General features: G+C 67.9%; 23 protein-coding genes. 14 read left to right on the top strand and 9 right to left on the bottom strand.

Annotated elements, in window-relative coordinates; all coding sequences use genetic code 11:
* Nucleotides 1–2: 2 nt before the first annotated feature.
* The gene (locus V7082_RS02055) at nucleotides 3–1,007 is read right to left on the bottom strand and encodes an energy transducer TonB family protein (RefSeq protein WP_334145899.1); all 1,005 of its coding nucleotides are present in this window, start codon (nucleotides 1,005–1,007) and stop codon (nucleotides 3–5) included.
* A 155-nt stretch (nucleotides 1,008–1,162) separates the two neighbouring features.
* On the opposite strand from V7082_RS02055, the gene V7082_RS02050 reads away from it, so the two are divergent.
* Nucleotides 1,163–2,035: a DUF72 domain-containing protein gene (locus tag V7082_RS02050; RefSeq protein ID WP_334145897.1), complete on the top strand. Its 873-nt coding sequence runs from the start codon at nucleotides 1,163–1,165 to the stop codon at nucleotides 2,033–2,035.
* A gap of 12 nt (nucleotides 2,036–2,047) precedes the next feature.
* On the opposite strand, the gene V7082_RS02045 is transcribed toward V7082_RS02050, so the two are convergent.
* Nucleotides 2,048–2,611 carry an SRPBCC family protein gene (locus V7082_RS02045; protein WP_334145895.1) on the bottom strand — a complete coding sequence of 188 codons (564 nt, stop codon included), beginning with the start codon at nucleotides 2,609–2,611 and terminating at the stop codon, nucleotides 2,048–2,050.
* Nucleotides 2,612–2,759: 148 nt separating this feature from the next.
* Between V7082_RS02045 and V7082_RS02040 the strand changes: the two genes are divergently transcribed.
* The 4 genes from V7082_RS02040 to V7082_RS02025 all read left to right on the top strand — a co-directional run bounded on the left by V7082_RS02040 (nucleotide 2,760) and on the right by V7082_RS02025 (nucleotide 5,645).
* Nucleotides 2,760–3,137 (top strand): hypothetical protein, encoded by a 378-nt coding sequence (locus V7082_RS02040; RefSeq protein WP_334145893.1) that lies wholly within the window; start codon nucleotides 2,760–2,762, stop codon nucleotides 3,135–3,137.
* Nucleotides 3,138–3,299: 162 nt separating this feature from the next.
* Nucleotides 3,300–3,566, top strand: coding sequence for a hypothetical protein (locus V7082_RS02035; protein WP_334145891.1), 267 nt, complete (start codon nucleotides 3,300–3,302; stop codon nucleotides 3,564–3,566).
* Between the two features lie 119 nt (nucleotides 3,567–3,685).
* Nucleotides 3,686–4,291, top strand: coding sequence for a Spy/CpxP family protein refolding chaperone (locus V7082_RS02030; protein ID WP_334145890.1), 606 nt, complete (start codon nucleotides 3,686–3,688; stop codon nucleotides 4,289–4,291).
* Nucleotides 4,292–4,457: 166 nt separating this feature from the next.
* Entirely contained in the window at nucleotides 4,458–5,645 is a 1,188-nt protein-coding gene (locus V7082_RS02025) for an OmpA family protein (RefSeq protein ID WP_334145888.1), read from the top strand.
* A 96-nt stretch (nucleotides 5,646–5,741) separates the two neighbouring features.
* On the opposite strand, the gene V7082_RS02020 is transcribed toward V7082_RS02025, so the two are convergent.
* A complete protein-coding gene (locus V7082_RS02020; RefSeq protein ID WP_334145886.1) occupies nucleotides 5,742–5,996 on the bottom strand; it encodes a hypothetical protein in 255 nt (84 codons plus the stop codon).
* Between the two features lie 165 nt (nucleotides 5,997–6,161).
* Between V7082_RS02020 and V7082_RS02015 the strand changes: the two genes are divergently transcribed.
* From V7082_RS02015 to V7082_RS02005, 3 genes are all read left to right on the top strand, one after another.
* Nucleotides 6,162–6,578 carry a thioesterase family protein gene (locus V7082_RS02015; RefSeq protein ID WP_334145884.1) on the top strand — a complete coding sequence of 139 codons (417 nt, stop codon included), beginning with the start codon at nucleotides 6,162–6,164 and terminating at the stop codon, nucleotides 6,576–6,578.
* Nucleotides 6,579–6,699: 121 nt separating this feature from the next.
* The gene (locus tag V7082_RS02010; protein WP_334145882.1) at nucleotides 6,700–7,608 is read left to right on the top strand and encodes a polysaccharide deacetylase family protein; all 909 of its coding nucleotides are present in this window, start codon (nucleotides 6,700–6,702) and stop codon (nucleotides 7,606–7,608) included.
* A 140-nt stretch (nucleotides 7,609–7,748) separates the two neighbouring features.
* Nucleotides 7,749–9,125 (top strand): DUF1134 domain-containing protein, encoded by a 1,377-nt coding sequence (locus V7082_RS02005; protein ID WP_334145880.1) that lies wholly within the window; start codon nucleotides 7,749–7,751, stop codon nucleotides 9,123–9,125.
* 33 nt (nucleotides 9,126–9,158) lie between these two features.
* Here V7082_RS02005 and V7082_RS02000 read toward each other — a convergent pair whose 3' ends face one another.
* The 3 genes from V7082_RS02000 to V7082_RS01990 form a co-directional block, all read right to left on the bottom strand.
* Nucleotides 9,159–10,127, bottom strand: a complete 969-nt coding sequence (locus V7082_RS02000; RefSeq protein WP_334145878.1) for a L,D-transpeptidase — start codon at nucleotides 10,125–10,127, stop codon at nucleotides 9,159–9,161.
* Between the two features lie 62 nt (nucleotides 10,128–10,189).
* Nucleotides 10,190–10,615, bottom strand: a complete 426-nt coding sequence (locus V7082_RS01995; RefSeq protein WP_334145876.1) for a L,D-transpeptidase — start codon at nucleotides 10,613–10,615, stop codon at nucleotides 10,190–10,192.
* A gap of 153 nt (nucleotides 10,616–10,768) precedes the next feature.
* Nucleotides 10,769–12,547 (bottom strand): tetratricopeptide repeat protein, encoded by a 1,779-nt coding sequence (locus V7082_RS01990; RefSeq protein ID WP_334145875.1) that lies wholly within the window; start codon nucleotides 12,545–12,547, stop codon nucleotides 10,769–10,771.
* A gap of 185 nt (nucleotides 12,548–12,732) precedes the next feature.
* Here V7082_RS01990 and V7082_RS01985 point away from each other — a divergent pair, with 185 nt between their 5' ends.
* Entirely contained in the window at nucleotides 12,733–13,308 is a 576-nt protein-coding gene (locus V7082_RS01985; RefSeq protein WP_334145873.1) for a thioesterase family protein, read from the top strand.
* Between the two features lie 148 nt (nucleotides 13,309–13,456).
* On the opposite strand, the gene V7082_RS01980 is transcribed toward V7082_RS01985, so the two are convergent.
* Nucleotides 13,457–14,974, bottom strand: coding sequence for an NAD(P)H-hydrate dehydratase (locus tag V7082_RS01980; RefSeq protein WP_334145871.1), 1,518 nt, complete (start codon nucleotides 14,972–14,974; stop codon nucleotides 13,457–13,459).
* A 329-nt stretch (nucleotides 14,975–15,303) separates the two neighbouring features.
* Here V7082_RS01980 and V7082_RS01975 point away from each other — a divergent pair, with 329 nt between their 5' ends.
* A complete protein-coding gene (locus tag V7082_RS01975; protein ID WP_334145869.1) occupies nucleotides 15,304–15,642 on the top strand; it encodes a P-II family nitrogen regulator in 339 nt (112 codons plus the stop codon).
* Between the two features lie 56 nt (nucleotides 15,643–15,698).
* Nucleotides 15,699–17,105 (top strand): type I glutamate--ammonia ligase, encoded by a 1,407-nt coding sequence (glnA, locus tag V7082_RS01970; RefSeq protein ID WP_334145867.1) that lies wholly within the window; start codon nucleotides 15,699–15,701, stop codon nucleotides 17,103–17,105.
* A gap of 95 nt (nucleotides 17,106–17,200) precedes the next feature.
* Here the strand turns inward: glnA and V7082_RS01965 are convergent, their stop codons facing one another.
* Nucleotides 17,201–17,509, bottom strand: coding sequence for a hypothetical protein (locus V7082_RS01965; protein WP_334145866.1), 309 nt, complete (start codon nucleotides 17,507–17,509; stop codon nucleotides 17,201–17,203).
* Between the two features lie 986 nt (nucleotides 17,510–18,495).
* Here V7082_RS01965 and V7082_RS01960 point away from each other — a divergent pair.
* Nucleotides 18,496–19,476, top strand: coding sequence for a DUF4846 domain-containing protein (locus tag V7082_RS01960; protein ID WP_334145864.1), 981 nt, complete (start codon nucleotides 18,496–18,498; stop codon nucleotides 19,474–19,476).
* A 148-nt stretch (nucleotides 19,477–19,624) separates the two neighbouring features.
* Here V7082_RS01960 and V7082_RS01955 read toward each other — a convergent pair whose 3' ends face one another.
* Nucleotides 19,625–21,256, bottom strand: coding sequence for a L,D-transpeptidase family protein (locus V7082_RS01955; RefSeq protein ID WP_334145863.1), 1,632 nt, complete (start codon nucleotides 21,254–21,256; stop codon nucleotides 19,625–19,627).
* A gap of 297 nt (nucleotides 21,257–21,553) precedes the next feature.
* Here V7082_RS01955 and purE point away from each other — a divergent pair, with 297 nt between their 5' ends.
* Both purE and V7082_RS01945 read left to right on the top strand, forming a co-directional pair.
* Nucleotides 21,554–22,048, top strand: a complete 495-nt coding sequence (gene purE / locus V7082_RS01950) for a 5-(carboxyamino)imidazole ribonucleotide mutase (protein WP_334145862.1) — start codon at nucleotides 21,554–21,556, stop codon at nucleotides 22,046–22,048.
* Between the two features lie 10 nt (nucleotides 22,049–22,058).
* Nucleotides 22,059–23,135, top strand: coding sequence for a 5-(carboxyamino)imidazole ribonucleotide synthase (locus V7082_RS01945; protein WP_334145860.1), 1,077 nt, complete (start codon nucleotides 22,059–22,061; stop codon nucleotides 23,133–23,135).
* The last annotated feature ends 186 nt before the right edge of the window (nucleotides 23,136–23,321 follow it).

Genomic DNA, 23,321 nt, shown 5'->3' with positions numbered 1-23,321 from the left:
CCTCACCGGTAGACGTAGGTGATGAGGAACGTCCGGTCCGCGAGGGTGGCGTTGTAGGGCGGCAGCGGAAAATAGGTCTGCTTGGTCGCGAAGACGACGCTCTGGTCGAGGCTCGTGCCCGACGCGTCGAGCACGCGCACCTCTGCGAGGTCTCCGTTCTGGGTCAGGATGAGCCGCACGGTGACGCGGCCGAGGATGCCGCGCGGCGGCGGCATGGTCTGGCGCAACGCGCGCACGACGGCGCGCCCGAACTCGTCGTTCTCACCGGAGCGCGTGATGCCCGGCGGACGCGAGGCCGCCGCCGAGCGCCCCGGCGGAGCCGACATGAGATCGCGCGGCGTGGGCTCAAGCCGCGCCTGCTTCTGCGCCTTCTCGCGGGGTGGAGAAGGTGGCGCCTTCTCGGCGGGCTTCGCCGTCTCCTTTGTCTCTTTGACCTCTTTGGTCTCCTTGGCCTCTTTAGCCTCCTGGGGCTTCTCTTGCGGCGTCTCTTTGGCGGCCTCCTCGGGCAAGGGCGTCGTCGCGAGATCCTGCAGCATGGTTTCGAAATCCGGCAGCGCTGCCTGCTGTTGGGGCTTCTCCTCTGGGGCTGGCGCCTTGGGAGCGGGGGCTTCCGCTTGCGGCTGCGGCTCCTCTGCCTGGGGCTTGGGCTCAGGCGGCTGCGGCTCGTCCGGCTGCGGTGCGGCCGCGGGCGGGGGCACAGGTGCGCCGGCGGCAGGCAGCGACACGGTCTCGCGGCTCCGGAGATCGGCTTCCGTCACGAGATCGACGGCGATCGCATCCGACACCCCCGACCGGTCTCCGATCGCACGCGGCATACTCCGCCCGATCTCGATCAGCAGCGACGCGTGGACCAGGAGCGCGGCCACCAGCGCCAGGCGGAACGCCCGCTGGTTTCTGTCCGGTGGCGCGACCAGCCGCTCGCTGAGCGCAAGCGTCTCGCCGGCCGGCTCGGTCTCCGTCTCCGTGCTGGCCGTTTCGGCTTCCGTCTGTTGGTCGGTCGATTCCACGAAGCGCAGCGCTCCTTTCCTCACCGGCTTTACCACACCGGCCGGCCCTGGCGCACGGAGCCGCTGGGTCGGGCAGGTTGTCGCCCCGCCGTCCGCCGGTCTATGCTGGGGACAACGGGGGCGCGCGCCGAGGAGCACATCCTGTCGAGGAGCGCATGAGCGAGCGTGGAGCCATCAGAGCCGGCATCGGCGGCTGGACCTTCGAGCCCTGGCGTGGCGTTTTCTACCCGGACAAGCTCGCCCACGCCAAGGAGCTCGGGTTCGCGAGCCGGGCGCTCACCTCCATCGAGATCAACGGCACCTATTATCGCTCGCAGACGCCGGCCACGTTCGCGAAATGGGCGCGCGAGGTGCCCGACGGCTTCGTGTTTTCGCTCAAGGGCCCGCGCTTCGCCACCAACCGGCGCGTGCTCGCCGAAGCAGGCGACTCGATCAAGCGCTTCCTCGATTCGGGCCCCACGATGCTGGCCGATCGTCTGGGCCCGATGTTCTGGCAGTTCGCGCCGACCAAGGCGTTCGACGCCGCCGATTTCGGCGCCTTCCTCGCGCTCCTGCCCGCGAGCTTCGACGGCCGCACGCTGCGCCACGCCGTCGAGGTGCGCCATCCCTCGTTCAAGTGCGAAGCGTTCGTCGCGCTCGTGCGCCGCTTCGGCGTCCCGGTCGTGTATGCGGATCATCCCACGTATCCGGCGATTGCCGATCCCTCGGGCACGTTCGTCTACGCGCGTCTGCAGAAGGGCACAGACGACGTGCCGACCTGCTATCCCGCACAGGAGATCTCGGCCTGGGCCGCGGCCGCTCAAACATGGGCCGAGGGCGGGGTGCCGGAACGGGTGGCCGGCCATTGCGTGGCTCCGCCCCCGACGGGCGACAAGGGCCCGCGCGACGTGTTCGTCTATTTCATCCACGGCGGCAAAGTGCGTGCGCCCGCCGGCGCGCAAGCCTTCATCGCGGCTCTCGGCGGGGTGGCGCCGCGGCTGGACACGACCGGCGCGCGGCGTCCGCGCGGGCAGAACAAGAAGGCTTGACGCCTGCCCTCCTCAGTCAGCGACCGGGTCCGGCTGGGCGTGGCCGAGCTTGGCCTCGGTCACGGCCTTGAGGTTGGCGAGCCCTTTTTCGAATTGAGCGCCGATCATCTTGTCGGTGTCCATGAACAGGGACATCGCCTTGCCGATGAAATCTTTCACGCCGGACGAGGTCCAGGTCACGATGGTGCGCGCGCCATCCGCCTTGAACGTGAACTCGCTCGACTGGCTGCCGGCCCACGGCTTGACGAAGTCGACGTCGATCAGGATGCGCTCGTCGGGCTTGCTCTCGGCAAGCGTCATGCGGCCTTCGCCGATCTCCGCGTTGCCGGACCAATGGAACACCGCGCCCTCGCCCGCGACCGGCCCCTCGAACGTCGTCTTCGCATCGGGGTCGAGCCCGGCCCATGGCGACCATGCGGCCCAATTGTGGAAGTCGTTGACCTCGGCGAACACGGCGGCGGGCGGCGCAACGACGATCGCCGTGCGCTCGATGCGGTAGGCGGAAGGTTGCAGCGCCACGTAGGCGCCGAAGAGAACGACGGCGGCGAGGGCCGCAAGCAAAACCCGTTTCAGCATGATCACTCCCGTGCGACCGGCGATGCGTCCGGCCCGAAGGCTGGATGGCATAGCATTGTGTCAGGCACCGGACCACCCGATACGCCCCTTGACAGGCGTGCGACGAAAACGCTTGCCTGGACTTCGAACCTATCCGGGAGATCAATGCATGCGCACGCACGGACCGAGACACGCTCTGGCCCTGGCGGCTCTGGCCGCGCTCCTCATGGCGAGCCTTCCCGCACATGCCGACGATCCGGCAGACGATCCGGCCTATGTCGGCACCTGGGCGTCCGACCTCGCGCAATGCAAGGTGCCGCAGGAACGCCAGGAGGCGCCCCTCATGCTGTCGAAGGACGGCTACGACCAGTACGAGACGCACTGCCGGTTCACCTCCGTCGATGGCACCGGCAACGAGTGGAAGGTGACGTCGGAGTGCACGGTCGAGGGCAGCGCCGAACCTTACGACTTCACGCTGACGGTCTCCGGCGGCACGCTGACCGTCACCGACGATACCGGTGCCCGCGACCTCCTGTTGTGCAAATAGACCGGCGCTGCACGCGCCGTTGACTTCCGCGTCACACCCGCCGGCCATTCAGCGGCGCGGACGCCTTTCCGCCACAATTCAACCCCGGGCAAGGCGCAGCGTCCCCGCGCCGAGGCCGCAGGCATGTCGCCCGAAGGCCGACGTCTGTCATGGAGGATGAACATGAGATTGATTGCCAAGGGCGTGGCAACCGCACTCGCGCTCGGTTTGCTCGCAACCCTGCCCGCTACCGCCAACGCGGCCTGCAAGCAGATCGGCGCCGTTGGCACCGGCATCAACGAAGACATCGCCAAGTTCATGGCCGATGCCGCGCTCAAGAACATCCGCGAGAACGCGGGCTACGCCAAGCCTTCGGGCGCGACGACGTACAAGTGCGAGACCGGCGTCATCGCGACCGACTGCCACGCCCGCCAGAAAGTCTGCCAGTAAACGACGCGGAGGCGCGACGGAACTGCGCGCCTCCGCCGTTCTCCCTGCAAGACGGCGCTCCGGCTCCCCCCGGACAGCAACAACGCCTTCGGCGCCGATCGAGCAAGGAGACGGATCACATGACACGGAAAGGCAAGTACATCCTGGCAGGCGTCACCGCGACGGCGGTTGTGCTCGTTGCCGCGGGCGCCATGGCCCAGCGCGGAAACTACTGGGAAGGCCACAAGCACCGCCACATGGGCGGCGGAGCGGGCATCATGGGTCTGTCGTTCGGCGGCCCCAACCACCGCATCTGCCGGGGCGACGCCGCCGAGTTTGCCGACCACATGCTGGTTCGCATCGAGCACCGCGTGAAGCCCACCGACGACCAGAAGGCGGCTTTCGACGAGTTCAGCGCCGCTGCGCGCGCGGCTGCCGGGAAGCTCAGCGAAGCGTGCCCGAAGCGTCCCGACACGGCCGAGGACGGCCAGCGCCAGAAGCGCACGCCGATCGAGCGCCTGGCCCAGACGCAGGCCGGCCTCGAAACCTCGCTCGAGGCCCTCAAGACGTTCCGTCCCGCCGCCGAGAAGTTCTACGCCGCGCTCTCCGACGAGCAGAAGGCCAAGCTCGACCGCGGCGGGCGTTCCGGCAAGGGCAAGGGGCATTGGAGGCGCGACCGTGACCGCGGCCCGGCCGACGAGCGCGGACCGCAGCCGGAGGCTCCCGCCCCCGACAACAAGGGGTGAGCCGTCGGCTGGCCTGATGTGACGACATCGCGAGGCGCAGGGCGATTGCCGCTCTGCGCCTCTAATCATTTCCCGGACTGGAGAAATAGCCGCGGAGCCTTGATAACGCGCCAAAGCTGGCTCATCGTGCGCGGACATGGTGCTACGATCGAGGTGGAGAGTGGCGATGCTCAGGCGCGTTGCGCTTGGTCTGGTCCTGCTGGCCGCGGCCGGTGCGGCTGCGATTTTCGCGGCCGGCCATCTCGGCATCCCGTTGCCGTGGTCTCTCGCCGTCACGGATGAGGAGCCGGCCGCGAAGGATCCCGCCAAGGCGGCCGCTTCCACGGATGCGCCGCAAGAGACGCCGCCCTCTCCGGAAGCCGCCATCGACGCGGCGGCCAAAGCTCTCGGCGGCGATTCCACCTCATCATCGTCGTCCTCCTCCGCCCCCGGCGATGTCTCCATCGACATCTCGCGCATCTCTCCGGACGGAACGTCCGTATTCGCCGGCCGGGCTGCGGCCGACAGCTACGTGACGGTGCTCGAGAACGGCAAGCCAGCCGGCACCGCGCGCACGGACGAGAACGGCGAATGGACGCTTTCGACCGAACACAAGTTCGCGAGCGCCGACCCGAGCCTCACCTATGAGGTGAGCCGCACGCCTCCGGCAGAACCGGAGAAATCGGCGCCCCAGAAACCGGCCCCTCGGACCGCGAGCGCTGGGCAGCCGGCGCCGTCGTCGGCAGAGAGCGTTGCCGGCGACGTCATGCGCAAGTTCGAGAGCCTCGTCGAGCAGGCCCGCGAGGACGCGAAACAAGAGACCGCGGACGCCGCGAAATCCGTGTCCGCCGGCGAAGCTCCAAAAGCGGCGGCATCCGACGCACAGAGCCTCGCAGCAGCAGCCCCACCGGTCCTCGACGTGCAGCCGAACGCGAGCGCGCCGACGGCCGAACCCGCCGAGCGGACATCCACGGGCGAAGCCACGGTCGCAGCGGCGCCCGATCCGCCGTCTGCCGGAGTGAAGACGGACATCATCCCGGTCCCCATCATGTTCGTCTACAATGAGGCGACGCTCACGCCGGATGGCGAGCGCGCGGCCGCGCTCCTGCTCGAATACCTGAGCTTGAAGCACTTGAACGTCGTCGAGCTCACGGGCCACGCCGATGAGCGCGGCACCGACGCGTACAATTACGATCTCTCCCGCGAGCGGCTCGAGACGGTCGCGAGCCTGCTCAAGAAGGGCGGCTACACGGGGACGCTCACGCTCTCTCCCAAAGGCAAGTCCGAGCCCTACATGGGCGTCGACCGCTCACGCTACCCGGCCGAAGCGCTCTATCAGCTCGACCGCCGCGTGGAGCTGCGTGTCATCCGCTGATATTCTCTTCCGTCCCGTGCTCCAAAAAAGAAGGCCCCGAAACCGGGGCCAGGATGGATGTGGAGGAGGAAACGGGCGAAACGCGTGGCGCGCAGACTATTGGCAGGTCTGCAGCAGCTCCCAGACCCGCTTGCACGAGCCGGCGCGGGTGCAGACCGTCTTCGGCGTCTTGACGTAGGAGCAGTGATAGGCGCCGGAGAAACCCTGGTAGCCGTTCATCGGCTTGTCGAAGACGTACGTCTGCGAAAAATATTCCTTGCCGCCCCGGGCGAAGGCGCCGGGCGCGAAAGGCGCGAGGACCGTGGCGGCGGCAAGCGTGGCGAGAGCGGCGTTGCGGAGCGTGCGGGTCATTGGAAGCCTCCGGGATGATGGGGCCGATCGGTCGGGCCCGTGTGGTTCATGGCCGGACCCTACGCCGGCCCGCGCGCCCTCGCTGTTCCTGGCGTGACAGGGTGCTGGCGTGACAGGCGCGCGCGGCCGTGAGATCCTGGATGTCCGCGCCCTGAAAGGATCTGCATGAGCCCCACCGACCGACCGGAGGTCCGCGCGTTGCGGGCGGGCCTCGAAGGCCACGCCAGCGCCGTCGTCACCGAGGCCATGACCGCGCCCGCTGTCGGCAGCGGCAGTGTCGCCGTCTACGCGACGCCGAGCCTCGCCGCCCTCATGGAGCAGGCCGCCGTTGCCTGTGTCGAACTCCATCTGGCCGCCGGCGAAGCCTCCCTCGGCGTCCACCTGGACTTGAGCCACACGGCCGCAAGCCCGCCGGGTGAGCGCGTCTCGGCGCGCGCGACCCTCACCGGGGTCGAGGGGCGCAAGCTATCGTTCCTCATCGAGGCGTGGGATTCGATCGAATCGATCGGCAAGGCGACGCACACCCGCATCGTCGTCGACGTTGCCCGCTTCCGGTCCAAGCTCGCCGCCAAATGCTCCTGAGCCGGCGGGCCTTTCGCCCGTTCCCGCTTTCCTCCACCTTATCCCCAGGTCCGTCCGCCGACCTCCCCGCGGCCACCTTTTGCTGCTAGAAAGGCCGCCACAAATCGGGAGGGACCCCACGATGCGCACCACGCTGTCAACGCTGTTCGTTCTGATCGCAACCGCGGCGGCCGCTCAGACACCCCCGCAGAAGACCACCGCCAAGGCCCCTCCCGAGACGGCAGCGCTGCCGGAAGCGCCCAAGGCCGCATGCGCCAACCCCGACGCGCTCGGCGTCGCGCGCACCGTCGAGATCGACACCACCGGCGGCCCGGGCTTCGGCATGGACCATTACAAAGCCTATGACTTCCTCCAACCCAAGGAGGTCGTCATCACGTTCGACGACGGGCCGCAGGTGCGCACGACCAAGGCCATTCTCGACGCGCTCGATGAACAGTGCACGAAGGCGATCTTCTTCAGCCTCGGCAAAATGGCGCTCGGCCTGCCCGAGATCATTCGCGACGTCGCCCATCGCGGACACACCGTCGGCACGCACACCTGGTCGCATCAGGATCTGCGCAAGAAATCGGACCAGGAGGCCAAGGACGAAATCGAGAAGGGCATCAGCGGCGTGCGCCGCGCGGTCGGAGGGCCGATCTCGCCGTTCTTCCGCTATCCCTATCTGCGTGACTCCCAGGCGACCCTCGCCCATCTTGCGAGCCGCAACATCGCCATGTTCTCGACCGACGTCGACAGCTTCGACTTCAAGCGCCAGACCGCCGAGAAGCTCGTCGAGACCATCATGAAGAAGCTCGAGAAGAACGGCAAAGGCATCATCCTGATGCACGATATCCAGCCGCATACGGCCAAGGCGATGCCGGCCCTGCTCGCGGCCCTCAAGGCCGGCGGCTACAAAGTCGTGCAGATGAAGGCCAAGGAGGATCTCAAGACGCTGGCCGAGTACGACAAGATGATCGAGAAGGACGTGAAGGGCCTGCCCGCGGCGGGCAGCGAGCGGCCGATGTCGAGCGTCGTGCGTACGGTTCCTTGAGCCGAGGGGGTACGGCGGGCGGCAGCCGGATCGGCTAAAGCCCGGGCGCGCCTGTCAAAAAAATATCCCGTTTCAGGGGCTTTCGTCGCTAAACTCCCGAAAAACGCCAAAAACTGGCGAAAGAGAGCTTTTCGATGGGCATGAGACGGAAACTCGCCGCAGCCTCGGCAGGCTGGGCCATGGCGCTGGCGCTGATGGCCGGCTCCGCGGGCGCGGAGACCTGCACGGCCGACAGCTTCGGCGACGCCGTCGATGCGTCGGCTGCCGAGCTGCGCGCGTTCAGCGCCGAGACGCAGCCGAAGCTCAAGGCGAAGCTGCAGGCGCTCCGCGACCACAAGAAATGGACCGATGCCGACTACGAGACCAAAGGGCTCAAGCTGGTCCGCGATCCCAAGCTCGACGCTTTCGATGCCGAGGCCGGCGAGCTTCTGAGCAGGATCGATACGCTTGGTAGCCCTGAAAGCACCGACGGCGCGGCGAGCGGGGATTGCGCGAACCTGACCGAGCTCAAGGCGGCCTCGAGCGAGCTCATGGCCGTGATGCGCGCCAAGTCGGCCTACCTCATCTCGAAGATCGACCAGGAGATCGGGGCCCCGCCGGCCGCAGCCGTGCCGACGCAGGTGGCCAAGGACGAACCCGAGCGGAGCGCCGCCGCAGCGCCGCCCAAACCCGCTCCCGCGCCCGCCGAGCCCTCCGCAGCCGACGTGACCGAGGCCCTCTCGCCGCTGCGCCGGGCGGAAACGCCGAAGACGAACGAGGCGCCGCCCACGAGCCCGGCGCCGGCGGCCAAGCCCGCGCCATCCGCCGAGCCCGCTCCAACCCCGCCAGCAGCATCCGCACCCGCGCCCGACGTCGCGGAAAAGGACGCCGACCGCGTCTCGGACTGGAGCACGACCACGGCACAGGCCATCATTCCGCCGCCGCCGATGCCGCCCGCGGAGCCCAACTACGACGTCCCGCCTCCCGGCGCGCCGTACGCGCTGCCCGCGCCCGAGGAGAACGGCGACGGCACCACGTCGTTCGACGCCGACGGCGGCGGCTACACCATCGACGAGATCCGCGAGGCGACCCGCGGCTTCTTCGGCACCGTCTCGACCTCGCTCGCGAGCGTGATCGAGCACGCCTTCGAGAAGGCCGGCCGGCCCACGGCCTATGTGCTGGGCACCGAAGGCGGCGGCGCGTTCCTGGCCGGCTTGCGCTATGGCGAGGGGACCCTCTACCTGCGCAACGGGGGCAGCCAGAGGGTCTACTGGCACGGGCCCTCGATCGGCTACGACGTCGGCGCCGCCGGCTCGCGCACGCTGTTCCTGATCTACAATCTGCACGAGCCGGACGCGCTCTTCCGTCGCTTCACTGGCATCGACGGCTCGGCCTATCTCGTGGGCGGCGTCGGCATGACGCTGCTCCAGGGCGGCGACGTGACGATGGCTCCGATCCGCTCGGGGCTGGGTCTCCGCCTCGGCGCCAACATCGGCTACGTGCGCTTCTCCCCCCGCCCGACCTGGAACCCGTTCTGACTTCAGGCTGACCGGGCCTGAAGTGATCATGGTCTAGAAGCCGTAGCCGTAGGAATATCCCCGCGGCGCGCCGCGCGGTCCGTTCCGGGGCGCGCCGTAGGCGCGGCGCGCGGCGCCGACATCGGCGGCAACCCCGCGCCCGTAGTAGCTTGGCGGCAGATAACGGTAGGGTGAGGCGCGGCGGAAACGCACCACCTCCTCCGTCGCGGCCCTCCTCTCCATCCGCGTCACGCGTCCCGCGGTCGAATGATCGGGCGCGCCGTGCACGACGATCCGGGTCCGCTCGATGCCGTGTCGCGTCACGAGCTTGTACAGCGCCGCCGCGTCGGCGAGCCCGAGACGCACGCAGCCGTGCGACGCCGGATTGCCGAGCGCGCGCGTCGCGTAGGTGCCGTGGATGGCGACACCCTTGTGAAAGAAGATCGCATGCGGCATGGGCGCGAGATCGTACTGGCGCGAGTACCACATCTTGGCCATCCACGTCGGCTGGAAGGTGCCGGTCGGCGTGCGGAAGCCGTAGCGTGCCGATGAGATCTGCCACGTGTGGATCCGCGCCCCGTCCTCGGTAACCGTCATGAGCTGGCGCGAGAGGTCGATGTCGATCGAAAGCGTGGGCGGCAAGGGAGGCGGTGGAGGCGCCACGCTTTCGGCCGCCTCTGGCGCTCGATCGCCGGCCTCTATCCCGGTGCCCCCGGCCGACGCGGGCCCGGAGCCGGGAGCGGCGTGCGGGGTAGGCTCAGACGCAGAAGGGACGGTGCGCACCGGTGACGGAGCCGACGGCGTGGCCTCGGGCTGCAACGCTTCGTGCGCTGCTGCGGCCGGCGCCTTGTTGATGATGGTGACGATCGGGACGCTTTCCGCGCCGTCGCCGCGGGCCATCTCCGTCTCCGCCCGGGCCTGATGGGTCCAGGCCGGATAGGCGATGACCGCCGCAACGGCGAGCCCGGCCCGCCACGTGCGGCGGAAGCGGGAGGCCGGAAGAGTTGAGGACGACGCATACATGCAGGCGGCTCGAGGAGAGGTCATCGGAGCAGGCGGCTCTAGAGCCGCCCGCTTTGCTATGTCTATCGTGTGATGGTGATGCGCGTGCGTGCGGGCCCGTGGGAGCGCACCAGCGTATAGAACTGCGCCGCATGCGACGGCGCGAGCCGTATGCAGCCGTGCGACGCCGGTCGCCCCAGCCGTCCGACCTCGGTGGTGGCGTGGATCGCATACCCGCCGCTGTAGAACACGGCGTAGTGCATCGGCGCGTTGTTGTACTTCGTGGAGTACCAGCGCCGCTCGAGCCGTTTCGGCCGGAAGGACCCGGTCGGGGTCGCGTAAGGCCCGCGTCCCGTCGAAACCGGCCAGCTGTAGTAGTGCATTCCATGAACGTAGACGTCCATGGTCTGGCCTCTCGTACTGATACGGGCAACGACATCGGCGGACGCCGCGACGGGCACGAATGCCGTTGCGGCCGCAAGCGCGATCGCGAGCAGGACCAAACGCATCTCTTTCTCACTCCAGACAAAAAACGATGTGCATCGGGCCACGGACGCGGCCCGGAGGAGCAGCAAAGCACACTTGTGCGAGGAAAGCACACTTGCGTTAGGAGAGTGTTGACCCAATGCCGACCCAGGGGTCCGCCCCGGAATGGGGGCCGCTCAGTTGAAGAGCAGGTCGAAGAACGACTTCGACTTCTTCTTGACGCGCTTCTGCGTCGGCGCCTGCTCCCCGTACGAGCCGCCGAACGGCGAGTTCCAGGGCGCCCAGCCGCTGCCGCCACGGCTGCCGCCGCCCTCCAACGTCGTTGTGTAGCGACGCCCTGGCCCGGCGCCGACCACCTCGTTCTCGCGCCCGATCCTGAGGTCGATCTCGTCCGTGACGCCATCGACGCTGGCGACCGTCGCCTTGCCGTTGGCCCAGGTCCACGCGGCGACCTTGTCGCCCTGCTTGTGCGGCTCGATCGCCACGACCTGGTTCGTCTCGAGATCGACCACCGCGATCAGCTCGAGCGCCTCCGTGCCGGATTTGCCGGCTACCTTTCCGCCGAAGAAGCGCAGCGTGCCGATGCCCTTGAACGGCGCCTCCTTGAGCTGCCATTCGAGAAGCTTGGGCTCGCCGGCGCCCATCATCTCCAGCGGAACCGAGAGACGGGGATAACGATCGTCCACGGCGAAATACTGCGCGCCGCGGACAACCACGCGCCACGTGTCGATACCCGCGCCCGCGACCTCCCGCTCCTCGGGATGCAGCGGCGCGGCGCCGAGGCGCTGCAGCGCTTCCTTCGCCTCGCGATAGCCCGGCCGCAACGCCTGCGCCTTCTTGAGGGCGGCAATGGCCTGCACCGTATCTCCTTGCGCCTCGGCGATCTCCGCGCTCACCCAGTGCACCTCCGGCGCGGCGGGATCGAGCTTCTGCGCCACCTCGATGTCGCGCACGGCGATGTCGGTCTGCCCCGTCTGCTTGTAGGCATAGGCGCGGTAGGCGAACGCGAGCCCCGAGCGCGGATCGATCTCGATCGCCTTGTTGAGGTCGAGGAACGCCTCCTCGGGGGCGCCCGCGAGGGAGTAGGCAAAGCCGCGCTCGGCGAACGCGGTTGCGCTCTTGCCGTCGAGCTCGGTGGCCTTGGTGAAATCCTTGATCGCGGACGCGGTGCTACGCAGCGCGAGATACGCCCTGCCCCGCAGCAGGTAGCTCTCCGCGTTGGTCGCGTCGAAGGCGATGGCCCGCGACAGGTCCTCGATCGCCTCGTCGTACCGTTCGACCGCGAGCTTGGCTTCCGCCATGCTCCGATAGCCGACGGAATAGCGCGCATCCGCCTTGACCGCGCGCGAGAAGTCGCGGATCGCCGCATGAGGCCGGTTGAGCGCCAGGTGCGCGAGCCCGCGCCCGCTGAGCGGGGCCGGGCTCATGGGCGCGAGCTTGACCGACTGCGTATAGTCGGCGATCGCGCCTTCGGTCTCGCCGAGGCGCATCAATGCGCCGGCCCGGTTGTTGTAGGCCGCGGCGTATCCGGGGGCGAGCACCAGGGCACGGTCGAAATCCTTGAGCGCCTCCTTGGCGAGCCCGAGCGACAGGAGAAGATTGCCGCGGTTGTTGTAGACGGCAGCGAACTCCGGAAAGAGCTGCGCGGCGAGATTGAAATCCTCGAACGCCTGGCGTGTCTGGCCGAGCTTGATGTTGGCGACGCCGCGGTCGTTGAGGATGGCCGCCCGCCGGTCGTTGGGCAGCGAGGTATCCTTCAGAGCCACGGTGTAGTTGAGCACCGCGGCCTGCGCCTCGCCCCGCACCAGCGCGCCCGCGCCCTCCTCCGCGACCTCGGCGGACGTCGCGCCCGGGGCCGGCGCTGCGACCGCAGGCGTGCCCGCGCCGCCGGCGAGAAGCGCCAGCGCCAGGGCCACCCGGACGGGAACGGGACGAACGGTACGCAGCGCTGTCATGGAGCCTCTTTGCCAGTCGCGGCCGGTCGCATGGTAGACTGCCTGCTGCCGCGAATCTTCCCCTGACTCTGGCCTCCCGGTCAATAAAGGGCAATTGTGGCTGCGACGCGCTGAAGCAAGGGCGCGAAGGCCGGATGATCAGGCCCGCCCCGCGTGACGCGGGCCCAAAGGGAGCCGCGTGCTCGATGAACCTCTGGCTGCGCCTCGTGTGGCTTCTGCTGTCGGCGCCGTTCCGCCCCCGCCTCGCCCTCCCCGGCGACGTCGGCGCGCTGACGCTCCGGGTGCTCCCGAACGACCTCGATCTCAGTTTCCACATGAACAACGGCCGCTATCTCGCGGTCATGGATCTCGGCCGCCTGGACCTGCTCGTGCGGAGCGGCCTTGCAGGTGCCGTCTGGCGGAACGCCTGGACGCCGGTTGCCAACGCGGTCCTGATCCGCTTCCGCCGCGAGCTGCGCGCCTTCGAGCGCTACCGCCTCGAAACGCGCGTCCTGGGCTGGCTGGACGAGGCCGTGCTCATGGAGCAGACGTTCGTCTTCGCGCGAGGCGCGCGCGAAGGGCAGGTCGCTGCCCGCGCGCTGGTCAAGGGCGCTCTCTACGACCGCAAGGCCCGACGCTACGTGCCCGTCCGCGACATGATGGCGGCCATCGGCGTTTCCGCCGCGAGCCCGCCTGCCCCCGCCGATCTCGAAGCCTTCCTCGCCGCCGACCGCGCCATGCGCGAAGCCGGCCGATCACAGTACTCCGACGGTTCAGAGTGAGCCGTCTGCGCTTCTCACACCATGGCCGCCCCTGAGGCGGCCATCCAGGGGCCGCTTGCTCCGGTTGCCACAATACCAACGTCATGCCGGCGAAGGCCGGCACCCACACAAGCTGCCGCACATGCGACGCCCAAGAGGCCAACTCCTCTCACGCAGATCGCGTCACACTCCGCAGCCGCGCCAGCGCGGCTGGCAGGCGTTCCGGCAGATCCTCCGCGATCAGGCCAGGGCCGAAATCCGTGCCGGCGTCGCCATGCAGCCACACGCCCGCCGCTGCGGCCTCGAACGCCGGCATGCCCTGGGCGAGCAGTCCCGTGACGATACCGCCGAGCACGTCACCGGAGCCCGCGGTCGCGAGCCATGGCGAGGCATTGGCGTTGATCGCCGCGCGCCCGTCGGGCGCCGCCACTACTGTGTCGGGCCCCTTGAGCAGCACGATGGCGCCGGACCGCTCGGCGCCGGCCCGCGCACGGTCGAGCCGCGAGCCCGAAACGGCGCCGAACAGGCGATCGAACTCGCCGTTGTGCGGCGTGAGGACGACGCTTCCCTCGGGGCGCTGCGCGATGGCGGCCCGCAGCCGCCCCAGGTCGCCCGCAAACGATGTCAGCGCGTCCGCGTCGAGCACAGCGGAGGCCGGAGAGCGCAGCACCGCCTCAACGAGCCGGCACATCGCTTCGCCGACACCGCCGCCGGGGCCGATCAGAACCGCGTTCTTGCGCGTGTCCTGAAGCACCCCCGCGAGCCCTTCAGGCCCCTCGAACGGCTTCAGCATGATCGCCGTCAGGTGCATGGCGTTGACCTGCACGGCATCGAGCGGGCTCGCCACCGTCACGAGGCCCGCCCCGGCGCGGAGTGCGGCGCGTGCGCCGAGCCGGCCGGCACCCGTCGCGTGCGCCGGTCCCGAGACGACCACCGCATGGCCGCGCGCATACTTGTGTCCCTCGTGCGTCGGCCAGCGGAACTGCGCCTGCCAGAGGGCGGGGGCGTTGGCGAACGTTTGAACCTCGATCTCGGACAGCACCCGCTCCGGAATGCCGATGTCGGCCACGTGCACGCGGCCGCAGAGCGCCCGGCCGGGATACAGCAGATGCCCCGGCTTGCGGCGGAAGAACGTCACCGTCTCGGTGGCGCGGATCACCGGACCCGCCGCCATCCCCGTCGCCCCATCGAGGCCGCTCGGGACGTCGACCGCGAGCACCGGCGTGCCCGAGTCGTTCACCGCCGCGATGACCTCGGCGGCAACGCCGTCGATCGGCCGCGACAGCCCGGCGCCGTAGAGCGCGTCGATGACGAGGTGCAGGCTCTCGAGCTGGAGCGGATCGAGGGCGCGCACCGGTCCGTCGAAGCGCCGCGCCATGGCGGCGGCATCGCCCGTGAGCGCGGCTTTCTCGCCGGCGAGGAACAGGCGCACGTCGTACGATGCGCGCTTGAGGAGGCGCGCGGCGGCGGACCCCAAGGCCCCCGTGTTTAACGGCCCCCCGAGCCCCGCCCCCCGCAAGCCCCGCCGAACGAAGCCCCGCGCCGCCTCCGCGACCGCCTCACCCGCGGCCTCCATCAGGACGAGACCCGGCACGCCGTGACTTGCGGCGATCCGGTCGGCACGCCCCATCTCGCGCGGCGAGAGGAGCTCGACGCCGCCATTGAGCCAGTTCGTCTCGTGCCCCACGCTGTCTCTCCCTCGTTCACGCCGCCGCGGCCTGCCGCCATGATCGCGCGGCGTGCGGCAAACGGAAAATGCCAACTGGCGCTATGCTGTAGAAGACTGCCGGCAGGTCGCCGTGCACCGGCCGTCCCTGTGTGCACAAAATATGCCCATACCGCCTGCTTTTTAGGCTACGTAAGCCTGCACGGCTGCCTACGAAAAGGGCAGAAACTCTCCAACTCATTGACTAGCAAAGACTAAAATAGTCGCACACGATTTGGCACGCCCCGTGCTACCCGATGGCCGGTTCGGCGCATCGGGTGCGCTCGGCACCCATGGAGGACAGGGCGCACATGAAAAAGATCGAAGCCATCATCAAGCCCTTCAAGCTCGACGAGGTCAAAGAAGCCCTCCAGGAGATCGGCCTGCAGGGCATCACCGTGATCGAGGCGAAGGGGTTCGGCCGGCAGAAAGGCCACACGGAGCTCTATCGCGGCGCCGAGTACGTCGTCGACTTCCTGCCGAAGGTGAAGATCGAGGTCGTTCTCGGCGACGAGATGCTCGACAAGGCTGTTGAGGCGATCCAAAAAGCCGCCAAGACGGGCCGGATCGGGGACGGCAAGATCTTCATCTCGACCATCGAGGAAGCCATTCGCATCCGCACGGGCGAGACCGGCGCGGATGCCATCTGATCTCGCGCGCGTCCGACGCGCCGCGATGACCAATCCAGATCGAAAGGGGAGTTTTTATGAAAACGGTCAGTGACGTCCTGAAGTTGATCAAGGACAAGGACGTGAAGTTCGTCGATCTGCGCTTCACGGACACCAAGGGCAAGATGCATCACGTCACCGCCGACGTCTCCTGCATCGACGAGAGCGTGTTCGAAGGCTATGCGTTCGACGGCTCGTCGATCGCCGGCTGGAAGGGCATCGAGTCCTCGGACATGTTCCTGAAGCCCGACCCGACCTCCGCGCACATCGATCCGTTCTTCGCTCAGACCACGCTCGCGATCTTCTGCGACGTCACCGAGCCGCTGACCGGTCAGCCCTACGAGCGCGACCCGCGCTCCATCGCCAAGAAGGCCGAAGCCTACATGGCTTCCCTCGGCATCGGCGACAAGGTGTTCTTCGGCCCCGAGGCCGAGTTCTTCATCTTCGACGACGTGAAGTTCTCGACCGACATGTACAGCGTCGGCTTCAAGGTCGACAGCTCCGAGCTGCCGTCGAACTCGTCGACCGAGTACGAGATGGGCAACCTCGGCCACCGTCCGCGCGCGAAGGGCGGCTACTTCCCGGTTCCGCCGATCGATTCATGCCAGGACATCCGCTCGGAGATGCTGTCCGTGCTCTCGGAGATGGGCGTGGTCGTCGAGAAGCATCACCACGAGGTCGCCGCGGCCCAGCACGAGCTCGGCATCAAGTTCGGCCCCATGATCACCATGGCCGACCACATGCAGGTCTACAAATACGTCGTGCATCAGGTAGCGCAGGCTTACGGCAAGTCGGCGACCTTCATGCCGAAGCCGATCTTCGGCGACAACGGCTCGGGCATGCACGTGCACCAGTCGATCTGGAAGGGCAACGAGCCGATGTTCGCCGGCAACAAGTACGCCGACCTCTCGGATACCTGCCTGTTCTACATCGGCGGCATCCTGAAGCACGCCAAGGCCATCAACGCCTTCGCCAACCCGCTGACGAACTCCTACAAGCGCCTGGTGCCGGGCTACGAGGCACCCGTGCTGCTCGCCTATTCGGCGCGCAACCGCTCGGCGTCCTGCCGCATCCCGGTCGTCACGAGCCCGAAGGCCAAGCGCGTCGAGATCCGCTTCCCGGATCCGGGCGCCAACCCCTACCTCGCCTTCACGGCGATGCTGATGGCGGGCCTCGACGGCATCCAGAACAAGATCCATCCCGGCGACCCGATGGACAAGAACCTCTACGATCTGCCGCCGGCCGAGCTTGCGAAGATCCCGACGGTCGCCGGCAGCCTGCGCGAAGCGCTGGCTTCGCTCGACAAGGACCGCGGGTTCCTCAAGGCTGGCGGCGTCATGACCGACGATATGATCGACGCCTACATCGAGCTGCGCATGGGCGAGAACATGCGTTACGAGATGACGCCGCATCCGGTCGAATACGATATGTACTACTCGATCTGATCGCGGTTTGCGGCGGGACCCGCCGGACCGACATCGATCCTACGGAAGGCCCGGCAGCGATGCCGGGCTTTCTTTTTGCGCGATCGGGCGCAGGGTCAGTAGAAGACCAGCGCGCCGATGAACGCGCCCAAGAGCGCCAGGCGGTAGAACGCGCGCTCGTAGGCAAGCATCCAGCACACGAAGCGATGTGGCAGCTCACCCCAGGACACGCGCGCCAGCGCCGAGAGCACGACGCCGAGCACGAGACCGATCAGGAGCGAGCCGAGGTGCACGCCGCCATGCGTCGCACCCATCGCCGGAGCAAAGGAGAAATCCGCCGAAGAGCCTGAGCCGACCACCGTCAGCACGCCCGCGGCGAGGCATCCGAAAGCAAGAAGCGACAGAAACCCGATTGCAGATCTCATGGCAGCGCGCCTTGTGAGACGTGAGCGGGATCGCGGTCGAGATGCAGGGCTCGAGAGCCTCTTTACGGCCCGGCTGCGATTGGAGGTCTCGTGAATTCTAGCGCGCGAGCCTCAACACGCGGTTAAGGCGCATCGTGTGATCGCCGAGACTTGATGGATTGACAGAGGAGCCGACGAGGCGCAGACTTTCTCTACTTCTCCAAAGAGGAGGTCTAAGAAAATGTGGCCACCGGATCAGTCGAAGCCGTTCGCGGCATGATCCCGTCGCTGTGAGAGCCGGGATATCGGCGGGCGGCGCGGATTTGAAAATTCGTTCAATCGACGTGGAGACTTGGTCGGCAACGGGCCCGTGTAGGGCATAGCCGTCGAGAGGCTTTTTATTCGATCAGACATCACGGCGTTCGAGCATTCCGCCCGACGCGTCGCAACCCGGCAGAGCCAGAGATCGGCTGCCGATGAGATCGAAAGCGCCCGGGATGCGTTGGCAAACCCCCGAGAGCGCCTGTGAAGCCGGAGACGCAAGACCGGACGAACTCGCAAACGGCCGAGAGACCCACGAAACAAGGATCAGTGGCTAGGACACGAGAAGGCGGACCGAAAAGCAGGTGATCCCGAAAGGGAGCGCTCTCACGGCCAGCAGACTGGCCAACGCGCACCAGGGGATACCTAACCACGTGATCCGCCGCAGAACGCAATCGTCCTTGACCGCGATCATGCGAGCCCGCTCCGGAGCTTCCTCCGGGCGGGCTCGTTCCTTTTCAACCTTCCGTCCGGGCCCTCCGTCACCTGTTGCAAGCTGCGGACGCGCTGGGCCGAAAGCCCCCGTGCCGTCGCGCGGCATACGGTGCACCCGAGGAGCTTGACGCACACGCAAAGCGCGGATGCTCGCGCGCGCCCTGTGCGGACGCCGAGGCAAGCCTCGACCCGCTTGCCCCGGTTGCAGCTCCCAGGACCCGCGAGCCGCCGATCGCCTGGTCGCGCTCCGAGTGTTGGATGAGACCGACGAGCGGCGCTTCGCGCGGCTCGGGTCCGACGCGATCCTGGTCTCGCGCCACCACGCGAACACCGAAGCGTATCCCGCCGGGATCGCCATCGACATCGTTGGAGCGATCCGTCACGTCGCGGCCATGCCACGATTGCATGCAAGCGAAAGACGCATGAGAGACCGCCCCGCCCCACTCGTTCTGTCCGCGATCCTGCTCGTTCTCGCCGCTGTCGCAACGGCGGCCGCCGCACCGGCAACCAAGGCCCGCACGCCTTACGGATGGCGCGCATCCGATGCGGCGCCGGCAGAGACGCTCGCCGAACGGATCGCGCCTCCGCCAGGGTTTACGCGTACGCCTGCGGCGGACGGATCGTTCGCCGCGTGGCTGCGCGGCCTGCCGCTGCGATCGGCGGGCGCACCCGTGCTGCTGCACACCGGAAAGCCCAAATGGCGCCAGGACGTGCACGCAGCCGTGGTCGATATCGACGTCGGGCCCCGCGACCTGCAGCAGTGCGCGGATGCCATCATGCGGCTGCGCGCCGAATGGCTCTATAGCCTCGGCCGCGACGGCGAGATCGCGTTCAACGACACCGATGGCAAGCGCCGCCGCTTCTCCTCCGCGCCGCGGAAAGACCATGCGGGGCTGCGCAAGTACATGGATCTCGTCTTCGCTTATGCCGGCACCTACTCGCTTGAGCGGGAGCTGAAGCCGGTCGCCGCGGACGGCCTCGCCATCGGGCACGTGTTCATCAAGGGCGGTTTCCCGGGCCACGCCGTGCTCGTCGTCGACATGGTGGAGAACCGGGCCACGGGAGAGAGGCGCTTCCTGCTCCTGCAAAGCTACATGCCCGCCCAGGACATGCACATCCTCAAGAACCCGAACGCGTCCGATGGATCGCCCTGGTACGCAACACCCGTTGGCGACCAGCTTGTGACGCCCGAATGGAGCTTCCCCCGCACCGCGCTCCGCCGCTGGCCCTAGTCCATCCCCCCGTCATTCCTGCCAAGCGCGGCGAACGCCGTGCGCAGAGCAGGCCCCCTCACCTGGAAGCGATATGCCCATGCGAAGCATGGCTTCGCCATGACGCTGCGCGGGTGAAAAGGCGCTGCACGTCTCGATCGAAAACGCCTCAGAACCCGCCGCCAAACGAGCTCAGGAAATCGTCGTTCGCCGACTTGCCGCTGCGTGCGGCCTGCTTTACCGGCTTGGCCGTGAGCTGCGCCTGGTCCGGCACGACCGGCGCCAGGTGATTGCGCCCTTTGGCGATCGCGTCCCAGCGGCCGTCCAGCGCCTGCGTGACGCGCTTCTCGTGCCCGTAGACGTCGCCGTAGGTCTTGAGCGTCCCCGCATCGTCCACCCACGCCGTGAAATAGGCGATGTGCATCTTGATCTTGGTGTCCATCGGGATCTCGTTGTTCATCGGCCCGTTCTTCGCGAGATCGTCGACCTTGGCGGCATCCCATCCCTTGTCCTCCGCCAGGATGAGCTCCGCGGTCTTGAGCGGATTGCGCAGTCTCAGGCAGCCGTGGGAGAGCGTCCGCTGCTTGGAGTTGAACATCCATTTGTCGGGCGTATCGTGCATGAAGATCGTGTGCTGGCTCGGGAACGAGAACTTCACGTAGCCCATCACGCTTTTGCGCCCTGCCGGCTGCACGACCTCATAGTTGCGGATGTCGAGCGTCCGCCAGTCCATCGTCCGCCAGTCGAGCCGCCGGCCGTCCTTCGTCTCGACCTCGAGGCCGTACTGGCGCATGAGGCCGCCGCCCCTGAGCAGGCTCGGCCACAGCTCGTTGACCTTGATGCTCTCCGGCACGCGCCACATGGGGCGGAACGTGATGCTCTTGAGCGGGCGCGTGAAGATGGAGCTCTGCTTGCCGATCTCGCCGACGACGATACGCTCCGTGTGGATCGCCTTCCCGTCCTTGACGAGCTCGATCATGTAGGCGGGCACGTTGGCCATCAGGTGCACCGCGCCGAGGTCGTCGTGCATCCAGCGCCACATCTCCATGTTGGCGAGGATCTTCTTGGCTGCCGCATTCGGCTTGCCGCCGATCTTGGCGATCGCCTCGGCGTATTTCTCCCGCAGCCGCTCGAACTGCGGATGCCGGGGATGTGTGCCGGTGAGATAGGCCGCCTTGTCGGGTGCCCCCGCAAGCCCCTCGATCACCGCTGCTGGATCGAGCAGCTGCGGCTTACGGTCGAGGTTCGAGTTGAGCTTTTCGGCCGGGCTCATGATGCGCCCGCCGCGCGCGAAGCGCGCATATTTCAGCGCCTCGAGGGACAGCGCGACCTCCTGAGCCGCCTGCGTCTCGGGCGAAAGCTCCGTTGCGACATCGACTTTCGGCGCCGCGAAATCCGCCGGATCGAGCCCCCATTCGCCCGCCGTCTCGAAGGCGCGGACCACGCCGGCCGCATCCGCATTGAGGCCTTTCTCGTCGACCCATAACGGCGCATGGCCACGCGACGCATAGACTGCGATCAGTGCCGCACGCTCCTTCTTGTCCTGGTCCGAGCCGTCTTGGGGAATGGCCTCGAGCCGCGCTTTGATCGCGATCCCGAGCGGCGTCTCCGGGCCAGCGGCCGGCGGCGCGACAGCCTCGGGTGCACGTGCGGTGCTTGCTTCTGCCGGCGTTTGATCGTCGGCGGTTGCTTGCGGCGTCTCCTGCAGCGCCGAGGTCTCGGGAGCCAGGGTCTCGGCACGCGCCATCCCGGCAAGACCGAGGGCGGTCAATGAGAGCGCCAGCACCAGAAAGCGGCCCATCGGGAATCTCCGAAAGCTCAAGGTTCGGGAAACACTAGGCGATTCGAGCTGCCCCGCGACGGCCCGCCGCCTTCGGAACAGCCCGTTTCAACACCGGTTTGCAGATCCCTCTTGTCCTTGAGACTTGCCCAAAGTTGTGGCTGCATTGGGTTTCAGCGGCGAAACGGAAACCCTGGCGTCAAAGACCGGTGGGTTGGCCCGCAAAACCGGGCCTTTTCGCCTTGCGCCCAGGCCCAACCTCCTCTAAATCGCCCGTTTTCCCGACGGTCGCGGATGCGGCCCCTTACGGATGAGCCGATGACCAAACGCGGAGCGGAAGTGGGGATCATCATGGGAAGCCAGTCCGACTGGCCGACCATGAAGCAGGCGGCCGCCGTCCTTGACGAGCTAGGCGTGGCCTATGAGGCGAAGATCGTCTCGGCCCACCGCACCCCCGACCGCCTCGTCGCCTACGCGAAGTCGGCCAGGGAGCGCGGCCTCAAGGTCATCATCGCCGGAGCCGGCGGCGCGGCGCACCTTCCGGGGATGACGGCCTCCATGACCGCTCTCCCGGTGCTCGGCGTGCCGATCCAGACCAAGGGCCTCAAGGGCATGGACAGCCTCTATTCGATCGTGCAGATGCCGGCCGGCATTCCCGTCGGCACGCTCGCCATCGGAGACGCCGGCGCGACGAATGCGGGGCTCTTCGCGGCACAGATCCTGGCACTGTCGGATGCTGGCCTCGCCGCGCGCCTCGCCGCCTACCGCGAGCGGCAGACGGCCGCCGTCAACGACGAACCCAAGAACGACTGACCGAGGCCCGATGACCGCCCTTCCCCCCGGATCGACGATCGGCATCCTGGGCGGCGGCCAACTGGGCCGCATGCTGTCCCTCGCCGCAGCCCGGCTCGGTCTCAAGTGTCATATCTACTCGGATGTCCCGGGCGGTGCGTGCGATGTCTCGGCCGCCTCCACCATCGGCCCGTTCGAGGACGTCGAGAGGGTCCGCGCTTTCGCTAATGGCGTCGATGTCGTCACCTACGAGTTCGAGAACGTCCCGCTGGCGGCCGCTCATGCGGCGGAAGCGGTCGTGCCGGTGCGTCCGGGCCCGAAAGCCCTCGCTGTGGCGCAGGACCGGCTCGAGGAAAAGACCTTTATCAGCGGCCTCGGCATCCCCGTCGCTCCCTTCGCGCCCATCCACGACGATGCCTCTCTCGAAGCCGCGGTCCGCGCCATCGGCGACGCCGGGATCCTGAAGACGCGACACCTCGGCTACGATGGCAAAGGCCAGATCCGTATCCGGAGCGCGGGCGAGCTCAAGCCGGCCTTCACGTCGCTGCAACGCGCGCCCTCGGTGCTCGAGGGCCTCGTGCCCTTCGCCTACGAGGTCTCGGTCCTCGTCGTCCGCGCGCTCCAGGGCGAGACGCGCGTCTATGACATCCCGCTCAACACACATAAGGACGGCATCCTCGACACGTCGACCGTCCCCTCGCCGCTCTCCGCCCGCGACGCTGCGCGCGCCCGCGAGATCGCCGGCGCCATCGCCACCGCCCTCGGCTACGTCGGCGTGCTCGGCGTCGAGATGTTCTACGTGCCGGAGGCCGCCGAGCCGCTGGTCGTGAACGAGATCGCGCCCCGCGTGCACAACTCCGGCCATTGGACCATGGACGCCTGCCTCGTCAGCCAGTTCGAGAACCACATCCGTGCCGTGGCGGGCTGGCCGCTCGGCTCGACCGACCGCCATTCCGACGTGGTGATGACCAACCTCATCGGCGCCGACGCGGATCGCTGGACGGCGCTGGCCGCCGAGCCCGCCACTGCGCTGCACCTCTACGGCAAGCCCGACGCCCGCCCCGGCCGCAAGATGGGCCACGTCAACCGCCTGAAGCCGCGGAGCTAGGGCGGTTGGGCTCGGTCGAATCGGACCGTGCTCTTGGTTTCGATGAGACCCCGTGAGCCGCGCTTCGGACGATAGGGCCCGACACGATCATGGCCTCTGGCGGCGGCGCTCCCTCCCCAAAAGCCGCACAAACAGCGCCGCTCGCCGGTGGACAAGAGGCGCGGTGTTTGATAAAAGCCGGCCAAA

The organism is Hyphomicrobium sp. (genome assembly GCF_036833075.1).
GTDB lineage: Bacteria > Pseudomonadota > Alphaproteobacteria > Rhizobiales > Hyphomicrobiaceae > Hyphomicrobium_C.
The sequence above is the reverse complement of the archived record's forward strand: the minus strand, read 5'-3'. Positions and strand labels throughout refer to the sequence as shown.